This window comes from Gottfriedia luciferensis, assembly GCF_001712755.1.
Taxonomy (GTDB): Bacteria; Bacillota; Bacilli; order Bacillales; family Bacillaceae_G; genus Gottfriedia; species Gottfriedia luciferensis_B.
In genome coordinates this window covers 1-15,279 of the sequence record NZ_MDKC01000004.1, presented here as the reverse complement: position 1 = coordinate 15,279, position 15,279 = coordinate 1, and the positions used below count along the sequence as shown (strand labels likewise).

General features: G+C 32.1%; 11 protein-coding genes and 1 riboswitch. Of the genes, 2 read left to right on the top strand and 9 right to left on the bottom strand.

What is annotated here, in order from left to right; translation table 11 throughout:
* Positions 1–33 precede the first annotated feature (33 nt).
* Entirely contained in the window at positions 34–1,293 is a 1,260-nt protein-coding gene (locus BED47_RS05650) for a helix-turn-helix domain-containing protein (protein ID WP_069032806.1), read from the bottom strand.
* A 549-nt stretch (positions 1,294–1,842) separates the two neighbouring features.
* On the opposite strand from BED47_RS05650, the gene BED47_RS05645 reads away from it, so the two are divergent.
* Positions 1,843–2,691, top strand: a complete 849-nt coding sequence (locus tag BED47_RS05645) for a MurR/RpiR family transcriptional regulator (RefSeq protein ID WP_025672344.1) — start codon at positions 1,843–1,845, stop codon at positions 2,689–2,691.
* A gap of 59 nt (positions 2,692–2,750) precedes the next feature.
* Here BED47_RS05645 and BED47_RS05640 read toward each other — a convergent pair whose 3' ends face one another.
* On the bottom strand, positions 2,751–3,359 hold the full coding sequence (locus tag BED47_RS05640; protein WP_069032805.1) for a TetR/AcrR family transcriptional regulator: 609 nt from the start codon (positions 3,357–3,359) through the stop codon (positions 2,751–2,753).
* A gap of 182 nt (positions 3,360–3,541) precedes the next feature.
* Between BED47_RS05640 and BED47_RS05635 the strand changes: the two genes are divergently transcribed.
* Positions 3,542–4,732: a YhgE/Pip domain-containing protein gene (locus BED47_RS05635; protein WP_069032804.1), complete on the top strand. Its 1,191-nt coding sequence runs from the start codon at positions 3,542–3,544 to the stop codon at positions 4,730–4,732.
* Between the two features lie 56 nt (positions 4,733–4,788).
* Here BED47_RS05635 and BED47_RS24340 read toward each other — a convergent pair whose 3' ends face one another.
* The 7 genes from BED47_RS24340 to ribE form a co-directional block, all read right to left on the bottom strand.
* On the bottom strand, positions 4,789–8,955 hold the full coding sequence (locus BED47_RS24340) for a S8 family serine peptidase (protein ID WP_069032803.1): 4,167 nt from the start codon (positions 8,953–8,955) through the stop codon (positions 4,789–4,791).
* Positions 8,956–9,383: 428 nt separating this feature from the next.
* Positions 9,384–10,205 (bottom strand): hypothetical protein, encoded by an 822-nt coding sequence (locus BED47_RS05625; RefSeq protein ID WP_069032802.1) that lies wholly within the window; start codon positions 10,203–10,205, stop codon positions 9,384–9,386.
* A 153-nt stretch (positions 10,206–10,358) separates the two neighbouring features.
* Positions 10,359–10,835 (bottom strand): YbaK/EbsC family protein, encoded by a 477-nt coding sequence (locus tag BED47_RS05620; RefSeq protein ID WP_069032801.1) that lies wholly within the window; start codon positions 10,833–10,835, stop codon positions 10,359–10,361.
* Positions 10,836–10,916: 81 nt separating this feature from the next.
* Positions 10,917–11,915, bottom strand: coding sequence for an MBL fold metallo-hydrolase (locus BED47_RS05615; RefSeq protein WP_069032924.1), 999 nt, complete (start codon positions 11,913–11,915; stop codon positions 10,917–10,919).
* A 274-nt stretch (positions 11,916–12,189) separates the two neighbouring features.
* Positions 12,190–12,651 carry a 6,7-dimethyl-8-ribityllumazine synthase gene (gene ribH, locus BED47_RS05610; protein WP_069032800.1) on the bottom strand — a complete coding sequence of 154 codons (462 nt, stop codon included), beginning with the start codon at positions 12,649–12,651 and terminating at the stop codon, positions 12,190–12,192.
* A 15-nt stretch (positions 12,652–12,666) separates the two neighbouring features.
* The gene (locus BED47_RS05605) at positions 12,667–13,860 is read right to left on the bottom strand and encodes a bifunctional 3,4-dihydroxy-2-butanone-4-phosphate synthase/GTP cyclohydrolase II (protein WP_069032799.1); all 1,194 of its coding nucleotides are present in this window, start codon (positions 13,858–13,860) and stop codon (positions 12,667–12,669) included.
* A 12-nt stretch (positions 13,861–13,872) separates the two neighbouring features.
* On the bottom strand, positions 13,873–14,520 hold the full coding sequence (ribE, locus tag BED47_RS05600; protein ID WP_069032798.1) for a riboflavin synthase: 648 nt from the start codon (positions 14,518–14,520) through the stop codon (positions 13,873–13,875).
* 329 nt (positions 14,521–14,849) lie between these two features.
* A riboswitch (FMN riboswitch) is annotated at positions 14,850–14,997 on the bottom strand.
* Positions 14,998–15,279: the final 282 nt, after the last annotated feature.

Here is a 15,279-nt window from a genome sequence, read left to right as displayed (position 1 = left end):
ACGTTACTTACGTTGTCTATGTATTTTCTTTTGTTACATGCTAACAAATGTATGTTCAATTGACTCATATAACTCGGCAGCTTTTTGATACTCTTTGATCTCTATATAGTATTTATATAATTTCTTACCGAACTGTTCGATATAAAATTTATTATTAGTCGAATAAAAGAATGGGAGTGCCTCATCCGATAGATATTGATAAAATTTTTCACGGGCTCCCTCAGCCTTAAGCTTAAATAGTTTAATTAATGTAATATGTACTGGGCTTTTTAACATTTTTGCTAATGCTAATGCTCTTTTCATCACACTAAGAAGTATCTCTTTTTCTAATAGTGTGCCTTCCGTACATGTCTCTAAATAATTGCACAAACGTCTTAAATAATTGATTGATTTTTTATTTTCAGTTTCATTAATACTTTCCTCAAAATAATACAGTGCAGTTTCATATTCTTCTCTCTTAAAGTACTTCACTCCGAGATTATTTAATAAAATGGCCTTGCGTTCGCGATCACCTAATACTTCACAGTTATGAATCAAATCTTTATAGCGTTCAACAACTTCACTAAAATTCATCTCTAGTTCACTTCCGTACTGCAATAGCATAAGGGTTTCGGAACTAATTGCAAATAAGTAGTTGTTTGTCTTCTGAAAAAACTTAAGTGCCATTTCGGCATATTTATACGCTAAGATTTTTGAACTTCCAAAATGATAGGCGATTGCTAGATGGTGATAATATTCTTCATTTCGATACTCATCAATATTAATCATCTTTAATACTTTAATTGCCTTTTGATGATCTTCACTACTTAGGCTAGTATAGTTCGATATATAGTACATACCTTGAAGATGATAGAATAAATTTTTCTCGAAAGGAGATAAATTACTAAATTCTTTTTTTACATAAGTAAGTATTTGTTTAACCACATCTAAGTTTTGATTATGAAAATAATATCTTGCTCTTAGTAAATTATAGTGGGCTGCATATTGTGAATAGTCAATAAAGGGCATTTGTTCAAGTTCTGCTTTATATTCTTCTATTTGAGCTTCTTTTTTCATGATTAAAGCATCATGCCATAGATGTAATTTTTTCTCTAAATTATAAAAAGATTGGACTTCTTGATTAATATTGATTCCTAAACGATCTGAAAATAAAGCAATAATATCAGGTGAATAAGCCGTCTTACCTCTTTCAATTTTACTTACATGAGTAGTTGTACATATACCTTCTCCAAGCATAGCTTGAGTTAACCCCATTTTTTCACGATAAAACTTTATGATTTCCCCCTCAATCATATGCACCCTCCTCTATCTCTATAACCATATTTATCTAACTATTCTTTACTAAATTTTAATATCCTTTTAAGGAAAAAACAATTAATGATTTATACCTAGTACTAGGAAATTTTCTTTCAAATTCAATACAATATAACTAAAAAAAAGATGGAATTTGAAAATGAAATCCTATCTTAAAGACTAATGTATTAATTTTTACTTATTCTTAAAGACCTATTCAGTTAACTATGTTTATTTTCATCTTTCTTCATTTAAAGCAAATAATATTCCCTTTTCTCTTTATCACTTAACCCATTTATTTTGAAAATTTGCTATACTAAATATGTGTGAAAAAAATTTTTTTGACAAAAATGATAATATGCGAAATAATTTTCTTGTGAAAGGGTTTTCATATTATTATTAAAAAAAACTCTTTTTTCCTATATAATAATTATTAAGTAAATAATAATGCTTTTCTAAATCTTTAAAATACAAACAATTTCAATTTAATACTATATTAAAAATTTATTTTTTCTAAAAATCAATTTCCTGAGGAAAGGTGTAAAGAATATGGAACAAACGAACAGCTTAGGTAAAATTCGTTCTTATTATGCGCGATTAAGTGATAAAGAAAAAAAAATAGCTGATTATATATTACAAAACCCAAAGCATATTATTCACAGTACGATTACAGAAGTAGCTGAAGACTTAAACGTTGCGGATGCAACTGTTTTTAGATTTTGTAAAAGGATTGGATTTAAAGGATACCAAGCACTTAAAATTGCATTAGCAACTGAAATTATGACGCCGATTCAGCAAATCCACGAGGAAATTAACGAAAAAGACGATGAAATAACAATAGCAAATAAAATATTTCAATCTAATATTCGAACACTCGAAAATACTGCCCAAATTCTAGATGGTGCCTCGATTAAAAAAGCAGTAAATCTTATATTAAAAGCAAATAAAGTTGAATTATACGGTGTAGGTGGCTCGTCTGTTATTGCAATGGATGCCTTCCATAAATTTATTCGTACAGGAATAAAAGCGAACTCGTATACAGATTCTCACTTTCAATTGATGTCAGCTTCTCAATTGACAAAGGAAGATGTGGCAATCGTGATCTCACACTCAGGCTCAAATAAAGACATCCTTCGTATTTTGCAAGTACTAAATGAAAACGGTACCAAAACAATTGGAATTACAGGTTTTCCAAAATCTCCTCTAAGTCAAAATGTTGATGTCTCACTTTACACATCTTCTGAGGAAACAGAATATCGACCAGAGGCACTTGCTTCAAGAATTGCACAATTAAGTATTATTGATGCATTGTACGTAAACTTAATGATCTTGAACTCTCACAAAGCTAAAACATCATTTGAAAAGGTAAGAACTGCAATATCAGAAACAAGATCTTAATATTATTAGGAAAAAAGATGTCTCAAATAAAAGTTGAGACATCTTTTTTCTTGCATATATTATTTAGCGATTTGACTAACAAATTTCTTCATAAACTTCAAAAGCTTCATATGCATGATTGCCATTTCTTCAGGGGTAATTGGTTCTTCTTTTTCTAGCCATTGTTCCATAAGTCCAAAGAATGCCGATGAAATAAATGCGGTTGTGTATTCATGTGGAATTTCAATCATGTATTCTTCTTCTAATAAATCCACTAGTTTTTCATAAATCGACTCTTTAATATGTTCCTTCATTTTCTTCGGAAAAGCTGGGTCACCTTTTGTACTGATTAAAATTTTTATAAACCTTTGATTTTCTTTTAAGTAGTGATATACATTAAGAATAGGTGGATAGACCGTATCATTTGAATAAAACTCATTCATTTCTTTAGGCTTTATAAATATAAGTCGATCCTGTAATCCGTCCAATACCTCATTTTGACTTTTTTCCATTAAATCATATTTATCTCTGTAATGAAGATAAAATGTACCGCGATTTAATCCTGCTTTTAAAGTAATATCTCTAACTGAAATAGCTTCGAATCCTTTTTCTTCTATTAAATCTAACAACGTCTCTTTTATTAACTTCTTAGTTTTTTCAACTTTTATTTCTCTCAATGATTGACTCATTTTTGGATCATCCTTCTGGAATATAAGTTCTAACTAAACAAATTTGATAAATGTGTTTAGCAATGAACACATTTGTATGATTTGCTTATTGTGATTTATTAAAACTCATTGTAATATCTTCACATAACAATAGTCAACACGTTGTTCAGTTATTTTATTAAAAGAATTAGGAGGTTATTAAAATGAACTTATTTAAACAAAAACAAGCTATATTAGCTCCTATACTAGTACTAGTTGTTGCGATTATATTCAGTCTAACATTAGCATCATCCGTTAATCCTACACCTAAAAATCTTCCAATCGCGATCGTAAACGAAGATCAAGGAACTCAAGTACCTTCAAAAGGTAATGTTAATATAGGTAATATGATGGTTGCAAAAATAAATGCACTATCTAAAACGAAAAATGGTGAAAAACCAGCGATTAAGTGGATTCAAGTATCAAGTGAAGAAAAAGTACGTAAAGGCCTAAATGACCAAAAATACTATGCTGCCCTTATTCTCCCAAAAGATTTAAGTAAAAATCAGGCTTCATTAAAAACAGCAAATCCTTCACCAATAACGATTAAAATTTTAGTTAATCAAGGCAAAAATGCAAATGGATCAACGATGGCTAGTCAAATGCTAACTCATTTAGTAGAAAATCTTAACTTAACGATTCATACTGAAGTTTTTAATGAATTAAAGAAAAGCGTGAGCCAAATTTCAGTAAATCAAGCTGAAGTATTATCAAATCCAATCATAACGAAGGTTGAAAATGTAAATGCAATTGGAACTCATACAGCAAATGGAAATGCTCCAGTAAGTTTAATCACACCACTTTGGATGTCTAGTTTAATAGGTGCCGTAATCGTCTTTTTAGCGAAAAAGAAAACAGAAACATCAAATTCAATTAGTAAATTAAAGGTTATTTTTGAACAATTACTATTAGGAGTAATCCTATCCTTCCTAATCGGTTTCGGTATAACTATAATGGCAAAGTGGATTGGCTTCACACTTCCAAACTTCTTGGTCGTTGCACTATATTTAACGATTGCTTATTTCTGTTTCCATATCCTAATTTCTGCTGTCATGTCTTGGATCGGCTTTGGTGGCGTAGGAATCTTTGCCCTAATCTTTTTCTTCTCGGGTTCTTTAATCGGAATGCCAAAAGAACTTTTACCAACTTTTTCAAAAGACTGGATTTACTCATGGGTTCCAATGCGATTTGGTGCAGATGGATTAAGAGAAATCTTCTATTTTGATAAAGGATTATCAATGAGTCATCCAATGAGTATTATTATTTGGATTGGTGTAATCTCTCTACTCGTTTTATCTTTATCTGCCTTTAAGCCGAAAAAAGAAGAACTAAATCAAACTTTAACAATGAAATAAATAATAAATCTAACCACAAAAAAGGGAAACCAACTCATTTGGTTTCCCCTTTCTTGTTATTGACTTAATCCTAAATCCTTTAAAATACTTTCTAAAGCCTTTCCTTTATAGGTAGTTTTTGGTTTTGGCGTATTATCAACTGTAGGATTTTGTAATCCAAAGTTTTTCACAATATAGGACATATCCTTTTTATCTACTACTTTATCAAAGTTAAAGTCTGCAGTGGCTTTATTTGTCCCCCAATACGTTTGGACAGCTATTGCATCTAAAATATCGATTACATTATCTTTATTGACATCTCCAGCTGCTGCTCGTGTTAAATTCCAATTCATTCTCTTTCCTACTATTTCACCACGTACATCATCTGCTAGATTCATTTTTCTAGTCATTGTAAAATGGCCTGGCACATCAACTTTTACAGTATAAGGTTTTGAATCAGCTTTTATACCTTCAGCAATGTATTGGCCACTTTTGTTTTTAATTGATGCATCTACAGTCGTTTTTCCGTCATACGAGGTCACGGTTACTTTTGCACCGATTGCCGTTTGATCAATTGCATAGTTCAATTGATTAGTTGTTTGATCAATTGTTCCTTCTAATTGTAGGAAAGCATCTACTCTAGAATAAGCATACTTAAGCTTATAAGATTCCATATAGGTGTAGATATTATTTGTTTCTACATTTGATTGGTCAGTTGTTGATGCTGTCACTGTACTACTATCAAAAGGCATACCCTTTGTCCACTTTTCTGCTGTTTTCAAATCAAAATTAAATAGTTGTAAATCCTCTGGTAAAGCATTCGTTCCTTTATAAGTAAACGTAAATGTATAAAGAAGTGCACCACTTGCAGCAGGTACTGAAGAGACAGAAACATCCGCATCCCCATACTGTTTTACTGCATCATTTACAACCACATTTTGAATTGTTGCAAGATTCGGATCAACTTTCAAATTGATTTTCGTTGTTTTTAAATTTTTCACGTTATTTGAACGTATACTATAATTGACAGTATCACCTGTTGTAACGGTTTGTTTATTTGCTTTTAAATAGTAATATGGTAAATTTTCACTTACAAATGATACTTCTAACATATTTGTTGCGTTTCCAGTAAAGTTTCTAGCTGCATCAAATCCATAAAACGCAACCTCAAGTGGTTTAGCACTCTTCTTAACTAAAATCTTGTCAGTATAGTTGCCGTTTTTATCTGTATACTTTGGCTTTGCAGGGAACGGGCTATTGTAAAATGATACAACTGCATTGCTAGATTGATCAACCGGCATACCTAAGCGATTTGCTTCTGTAGTTTCCGGATCATTTAAATTAATGTTAAAGTCATATAAAAATTGTCCATTCGAATCAAATTGACTGTCTTTGTATTCAATTACTTTTTGATCTAAATTATCAAAGGTAGTCGTCATAGTTGGCGCACCAGCTTCATAAATGAAATCAGCTACTTTTGTGAATACTTTACCTCTTTCATTTGTTCCAACCATTTTTAATCTATATTTCCCCGCTGTTGCATTAATCGGTTCGCTACTAATTGGATTTTTCGCATCTCCCGTAAATGGATAGTAGACCGAATTAAATCCTCTTGAATTTGTATAAGTTACGTTTTCATTCAATACAATTGGTACAAATGAGCCAACTAAACCTAAATCCTCGCCAGTCTCTGCATCTTGTAACACTACATCTAACGTTTTCATATATGATTTTAATGAGTAACTAAAACTTAAAAATGGATTTGCATTTTCAGGCCAATCTGTATTTGTGCCAAACATTGGATTGTTAATTTTTAATGTATCGATACCTTCATCGACAAAACGTCCACCAAATGGAATTTGATATGCTTCAGTTGAATCTGCTGTATTTGTGAATCTAATATAGCCTTCGTATGTACCTTTTTCAGCTGTTTTTGGAATGTCTAAGTTAAACTTGATATTCTTTTGGCTAATTCCGTCTAATTTGACAGATGTAGGTCCAGTTAAGGTTACATTGTTCGCTGCCGCGTCTTTAGATCCTCTTGTTCCAGTTTGGAATTTCACATCAACCTTGAATGCTTTTGCTTTTTCACTGCGGTTCTTTAATGTAATTTTACGAGAATCCTGAATGTCTTCATCATTTGATCCATATGAACCGAAGCTAATACCACCTGTTAATTCTTTTATTGATTCTTCTTTTCCACCAATAATTGTAGAAGTTTGATCCACGACTTCTAATTCTACATTTGAGTGGATTGCTTCATAAGCATCAACTCGTCCACTGCCTACTTCAAAGACGCTATAAGCTTTTGATAAAGGATCAGCTGTATTCATTAAGATTGATTTAATATCCTCTGGTTGTAAATCTTTATTTGATTGAAGTAATAATGCTGATACGCCTGCAACATACGGTGTTGCCATAGACGTTCCCGATAAGCGTGAATATGCATATTTATAATCTTCAGGTTTTGATCCATCTCCTGTTTTATTATTTACATAGAATGGTACAGTTGAAAGAATGGATACACCGGGTGCAGTCACTTCTGGTTTAATATCATAGTTCGTACGAGATGGACCTCTTGAACTAAATGTTGCTAATTCATCTGATTTTGTTTGTATTTTTGTATAGTCTCCAAATGTGAAATCTATTGCACCAGCTTTAATTGCAGCGGAAATTGCTAATCCGTCTTCATTTGAAACAGAGAACGCCGGAATTGCGTCAACTGATTCACCAATAAATGCTTGGATTGCACCTTCAGCTTTATTCGTTTCATCATTGTACATCAATACTCCTACAGCACCGTTTGCTTTTGCGTTTTTAATCTTATCAATTAAGCCAATCGTTCCACGCTTAATAAACGCAATTTTCCCCTTTACATCTTTTCCAGTAAAATCGGCAGGATTTCCTAAACCAACATCAACTAACTGATATGTTTTTCCTTTTAAAGATTTCATATCATCTGAATAATTTTGTGCTAATTGCCTTACTGAATAATTCTTACCATTATTCACTCCTGCGTATTGATAAACATCTAATGCAATAGAAGACGCACCTACTGTTAATGCTAATGCCGCAGCTCCAGGTGAACCGAGGGTATACATTTGATCACCAGTATTTCCTGCTGCTACTACGGTTGTAACACCACTTAATACTGCGTTGTTTACTGCAATTGACGTTGCATACATTGGATCATTTATTGTTGCTCCAAGCGACATATTAATAACGTCCATTCCGTCTTGAACAGCACGATCGATACCTGCAAGAATCGAATCAGTTGTTCCACTTCCATATGGTCCAAGTACTCGGTAAGCGTATAGATCTGATTCTGGTGCTGCCCCTAACGTTTTATAATCACTATTTGCTTTACCTCGGCCACCAATGATTCCTGCAACATGTGTACCATGTTCAGTGTAATATGCTTCTGAATTACTAATTTCAGGTTTACCCGACTTTTTCCAATCGGCATAAGTCGTTTCCATTGGATCATTATCATTATCAACGAAATCATATCCACCTTTATAAGCATCCTTTAAGTCTGGATGGTTATAATCCATACCTGTATCTAAAATCCCTACTTTAATACCTTTACCTGTAAATCCTTCCGCATGTAAACGATCTAACGCATCATATGGCGTATAGTTTCCAATATTCGCTTCATCTGCTTTTAACTGATCACTTTCTTTTGGTGGATCAATCGTAAATGTTTGGTTACTCCAAACTTTTTTTACAGCTTTTGATTTTAGTAGATTCTTAATTTGATTTGCTGGTAACGACATGGAAACACCATTAAATGCATTTTTATATGAACGATTAATTTTATAATCTACTTTTTTACTTTTTTCACTATTTAATACTTGAGCAACATCTTTAGTAAACGTATCGTGGTCTTGATCAATTTGTGCTTCAGCATCCGATTTAGTTAAGATTTTCCCTTCAACACTCGCTTCGATTTGAGCAACTTTAACAGGTTGACTCACAAACTCTACAATGACACTAGTTTGCTCTGTAGAATCTAAATTAATATCAGATGAAATTTGAAGCCCTGATTCTTCATTCGTCGAAAGCTGCTTCAGGGCCGCTCTTTGCTCTGAAGATAAACTGGCCAGGATATCTTCCGCTTTACTTGGACTTGCTGCATTAGAAACATTTGATACTTGTCCAAGAGAACCTAAAATAAAACTAGATGTTAAAGCTAATACTGTAAAACCTTTCAGAACTTTACCCTTCTCTCTGTTTTCCCCCATTTTTCTTCCTCCAGTTCGTTTTCAACAATTTACCTAATACAATTAATTACAAAAATTATCTTTTTCTGACAAAGTTCATTGTAATTAATCGTTAAAAATGAACAACTTTCGTTCATTTACCTTAATTAAATTATCGTGAATATTCTGTTTTTAATCAAATGGGTTATTAAAGGCCTTGATTTCTCAGTGTTTATACCATTATTTAAAAAATACGACATAATTCTACATTTCTTTCAATAAAATTAACATGATTTTTAACAATTTTAGGGATTCGATTAATCGTTTAATTAACTTATTAAAAATTTTTAATTAAAATATAGAAATAAACTCTAAGTTAATTTAAACGCTAGAATGTTCCCAAGTAACGTTTCTAAAACACAAAAAAGAACCAATTAAATTTGGTCCTTTTTTCTACTATTAACTGTCATTTAAGTATCAAATAAAGTCCCATTCAATGCTTCAATATATCTTTTAGCCGAATTATGGACAACGAGCTTTGCATTTTCTTTTACAATCCCATGAAATGCATTATAAATCCGATCAAATGTTAACTTCTCTACTGCTAACGATATCTCTTTTACTTTTTTGGCTGGTAATGGAATTAAATTAGGATAGCTATACATAAAACTTACCCAATTTGGATCTGCAACAACTTGAATTATATCTCCCGTTAACAGTATTCCTTTTTGCTCATTTCCAGCTTTCCATTCTAATACTGCCCCACCTTTAAAGTGCCCGCCTAATCGATGAATTTGAATTCCTTTGTTAAGCTCTAACGATTCACCAGACCAAAAAATAATCCTATCGCTTTTTCTCGTAACCCACTCTTGATCATCTTCATGTATGTATAGAGGTACATCAAATCTTTCAGCCCATTCAATTTGACTAGAGTAATAGTGTGGATGTGATAGAGCAATCGCATTGATTCCTCCTAACCTCATAATTTCTTCAATCGTCTTCTCATCTAGATAAGTGACACAATCCCATAATAAATTAAATCCTTTATTCTTAATGAGATATGCAGTTTGACCAATCCCAAACTTAGGGCTCGTTACAATACTATATAAATTTTCTTCTTCAAAGCGAATAATATTTTGATAGTTTTGTTCTTTCATTGATTGTAATGTTGTCCAACTTTGACCACTTGGATTGATGTATTGTCTTTCTTCAGAACAAATTATGCAGTACTCAGGAGGATCAATTGACTTGTTATACTGAACGCCACAAGTCGTACAAATAAATTTAAACATTTACTTATTCATCTCACTTTCCCTCTAATTTAATCTGACGTATTTCAAATGAATCCCGAGGTAAGAATTTCCAATATAAATAGGCACATTTAAGTATAGTAAATCAAAAACTGATTTATTACACTTGAATGTGCCTAAATGATTTAAGTTCTATTATTTAATTTTTACTACTTTACCTTTTGTCATTTCAATTAATTCATTTGGTGTTAACTGAAAAATTGCTTTTGGATGACCCGCAGCAGCCCATATTTCTTTATACTGTAATAGATCCTCATCAATAAATGTAATTACTTGGTTTTTATGACCGATTGGTGAAACTCCTCCAATTACAAACCCTGTTTGTTCACGTACAAAATCAGCATCTGCTTTTCCTAATTTATCATTTAGTATTTTCTCGATTTGTTTCTCATTTACTCGGTTTATTCCACTTGCTACTACTAGTACAGCGCTATTTGAACTTTCTAATTTAAATATAATCGACTTTGCTATTTGAGCCACTTCACAATTTAATGCATCCGCCGCTTCCTTAACAGTTCTTGCACTATTTGGTAATTCAATCACTTTATTTGAATAACCTAACTCAAAAATTAAATCTTGTACTATTTTTGCACTTTCTTTTAATGCTTCCATTTACATCACTTCCCTAAAAAATTGATTTTTTATTTATTCAATATTAAAAGGTACAATCCTGCTGTTTTTAAAATAAAAAAACTATTCCCACCAAATTGAATTAGGATATTCACCTGTACTTATATTAATTGTTTCTCCAATTTTGGGTGTGGCATACTTTACCCCATTTTCTTTAGCAGCCTTAACAGCTCGTTCAATTGGGTCATTCCAGTCATGAAATGCTAATGTAAAAGCACCAAAATGAATTGGAACAAGAACTTCACCTTTTACATCAACAAAAGCCTGAACTGTTTCTTCTGGCAGCATATGGATTGCAGACCATCGTTTATCATATTGACCACATTCCATTAGCGCAAGATCAAACGGTCCATATTTTTCCCCTATTTCCTTAAAATGAGGTGCATAACCGCTATCTCCACTAAAATAAATTTTCTTTGTCTCACCAATGATGACCCATGAACACCATAATGTACTGTTACGATCAGTTAAGCTTCTCCCTGAAAAATGTCTTGCTGGTGTACAAGCTAATGTTAATTGATCAAATTTAAATTCATCCCACCAGTTATGTTCAGAAATACTCTCTTTCGGTACTCCCCAGCTCACCAAGTGACTCCCTACACCAAGAGGAACAATAAATCGATTAACCTTTTGTTTTATTTTTTTTATAGTACCGTAATCTAAATGGTCATAATGATCATGTGATAATACGACAGCATCTATTTTTGGTAATTCATTGATCTCAATTGGTAAACCTCCACTATATCTTTTACCACCAAATTGCGGAAACGGGGTGGGTGCGTTCCCAAACATTGGATCAATTAAAATATTTTTTCCATCGATTTGAATTAATAAAGCTGAATGTCCAAACCAAGTAATTTTTGTGTCGTTATTTTTCGAATGCAATAATGAAACATCGATTTTCTCCATTGGGATCCCATCTTTAGGCGTACGGTTCGGATTTTTCTTAACAAAGTCTCTAATCATAGAAATATTTGTTTTGAGATCCATACTCATACTCGTAGGAACTTGGTTTATAAACTTACCATTTTTATAATGATCCAAAGCATAAAATGACTCCATTTGATCCTTTGAATATTTCTTCCCAAAATGAGGATATGTATTTAAAAAAGTTATGATAAAGATAACTAACAATACTAAAATTAGTAAAAATAACATTTAATTTCTACCTCCAAATAAAGCTTTACTAAATTTTACACTACCACAATTTTATGAGATTAAACAAATCTTCAGATTGCTGTTCTACATAAAAAATAACTTTCACTTGATAAAAAAATAAAAAAAAGAGAGGTAAAATTCACCTCTCCTTAACCAGTTTCTTCTATTATATATACACTTAGTTTAAAGTTCTTAATAAATTAGCCATTTCAATTGCCGAAATACCAGCATCCCAGCCTTTATTACCAGCTTTTGTGCCCGCTCTTTCAATCGCTTGTTCAATATTTTCTGTTGTTAATACACCAAAAATAACAGGAATCCCAGTTTGTAGAGTAATAGCAGCGACACCTTTTGCTACCTCGTTACATACGTAATCATAATGAGTAGTTGACCCACGAATAACTGTTCCTAGCGTAATGACCGCATCGTATTTTTTTGAATCTGCTAGTTTTTTTGCAACTAATGGAATTTCAAATGCTCCTGGTACCCAAATAACATCAACGTCTGATTCTTCTACACCATGACGATATAGAGCATCTTCTGCACCACCAAGTAGTTTTGATGTAATAAATTCATTAAAACGTCCTACGATTACTGCAACTTTAAGTCCTGATCCTACTAAATTTCCTTCGAATTTCATAATTATCTCTCCCTATTAATAGTGTAATAAATGTCCCATTTTTTCGATTTTAGTAATTAAATATTTTTCGTTTTCTGTTTTCATTTCGGTTTGAATTGGCACTCGATTATTAATCTGTATTCCGTGAGATTTTAACGCATCAATTTTAACTGGATTATTAGTTATTAAATCTATACTCTCAATGCCTAAATCTTTTATAATTTGAGCACTTATCGCATAATCTCTTAAATCTGAATCAAATCCTAAATTTAAATTTGCTTCAACAGTATCAAAGCCTTCTTCCTGTAACTTATATGCTCTTAACTTATTAAGTAAGCCAATCCCTCTGCCTTCTTGTCGCATATAAACAATTACGCCTTTGCCTGCTTCTTCAATCATCGATAATGTTGATTGTAACTGAGGTCCACAATCACAACGACATGAGCCAAATACATCACCTGTTAAACATTCCGAATGAATACGTACAAGCACTGGTTCACCATCGTCAACTTTACCTTTTACAATCGCAATATGCTCTTTACCGTCGATCTCATTTGTATAACCAATCATCTTAAAATCACCAAAATCAGTTGGTAATTTGATTTCAACTTCTCTTTGAACAAGTTGTTCAGTTTTACTTCTATAATGAATTAAATCTTTAATTGTTATCATTTTTAAATTAAACTTGTTTGCGATTTGAATTAAATCTGGTACTCTTGCCATTGTTCCATCGTCATTCATAATTTCACAAATGACACCAACTTCTTTCGACCCAGCCATTCGAGCTAAATCTACTGCCGCTTCAGTATGGCCTGGTCTCTCAATAACTCCTCCGTTTTTAGCGACTAGAGGAAACATATGCCCAGGTCTTCTAAAATCTGCTCCAGTTGATTCTTCATTTAACATTTGTAAAACAGTATGTGAACGCTCAAATGCTGAGATACCAGTAGTAGAATCGATATGATCGATACTTACTGTAAACGCAGTTCCATGAGAATCTGTATTTTTTGTTACCATGTCATATAAATCTAGTTTTTTAGCTATCTCTTCAGAAACAGGTGCACAAATTAAACCGCGACCATGTGTTGCCATAAAATTTATATTTTCAGGAGTTGCAAATTCTCCGATAACAACAAAGTCTCCTTCATTCTCTCGATCTTCATCATCACAAACAATAATAATTTTTCCATTTTTCAAGTCTTCAATTGCTTCTTCTATTTTAGAGAACATGATCTTACTCCTTTATATATAGCCATTTTGAGATAAAAATGAAGTTGTTATTGCAGAACTCTTTTTCGTCTCATTCATACCAAGCATTTTTTCAACATACTTTCCTAATAAATCAAACTCAATATTAACAACGTCTCCAGATTTTTTACTGCCTAAGATCGTATGTGAGCGGGTATGAGGAATTAAAGAAATCGTTACAATATCAGTTTCAACTTCAAATATTGTTAAACTTGTACCATCAATCGTTATACTGCCTTTTTGTAGGCAATACTTAGCAAACTGACTTGGAATATTAATTTTATACATTACTGCGTTTTCCATTGCTTTAACAGATAGTATTTTACCTGTACCATCAATGTGACCCGATACAATATGGCCACCAAAACGTCCATTCGCAGCCATTGCCCGCTCTAAATTTACTTTCTGGCTAGAAACTAAAGTACTTAGATTGGATGCATGAAATGTTTCAGGCATGACATCAACAGTAAATTCATTTTTAGTAAAATCCGTAACCGTTAAACACACCCCATTTACAGAGATGCTATCTCCTAAATGAACATCCTCTAAAATGATTGATGCGCCAATTGTTAACAATAAAGTATTACCTTTTTTTACAATATTTTTTACTGTTCCTATTTCCTCAACGATTCCAGTAAACAAGTTTTTTTCACCTCATTTCGAAAAAGCATATAACACCCATGCCCGATAAATGACTTTGTAATATCCATCTCTAATTTCATAAATAGTTGATCCACCTTATCACACCCTCTAATTCAAATTAATTTGAAAAAGTGAAAAGCCCCTTAGGAAACTCCTAAGGGGCAATAGATGTTTAAGAAAGGAAGCATACTTAAATAAACGCAAGTACAATTTGAGTCTATTAAAAGACAGTACTATAGCGCGTCTATTGTTGTGCATATAAAATATGCACAACGAATTAAGCCTATACAGATAGTATTTTTGAAAAAATAACCATACCATATATGCACTCCATCCTTCTCCCATCCAGACTATACTGTCGGCTCTAGATTCTAACTAGATCAGCAACATATAAAAAATCTATATGAAGCTCACGGGCTTAGTATAAAAATATACAACACCGCCGGTTGGGAATTTCACCCGACCCCGAAGGACACTAATTATCAAATTTGGTTTTATTATAACTAGCAATTATTTGATTGTAAAGAATTTATGATTCTATTCTCTTTTAAACCGAACTGATAGAAAAGAAAATTAAAGTAAAAAAACCTTATAATATATGGAAATTTTCACACACTATTTAGTTAAAAAATTTATTATTTTTTTTCTAAAAAATTTTTCATCTTGCTATATATTTTTTCCAACCAATATAAAAATGTATAAATATTAATATTAGAGTAATACCAAAAAATATTAAATTCTATAATTAATATAGTGTGT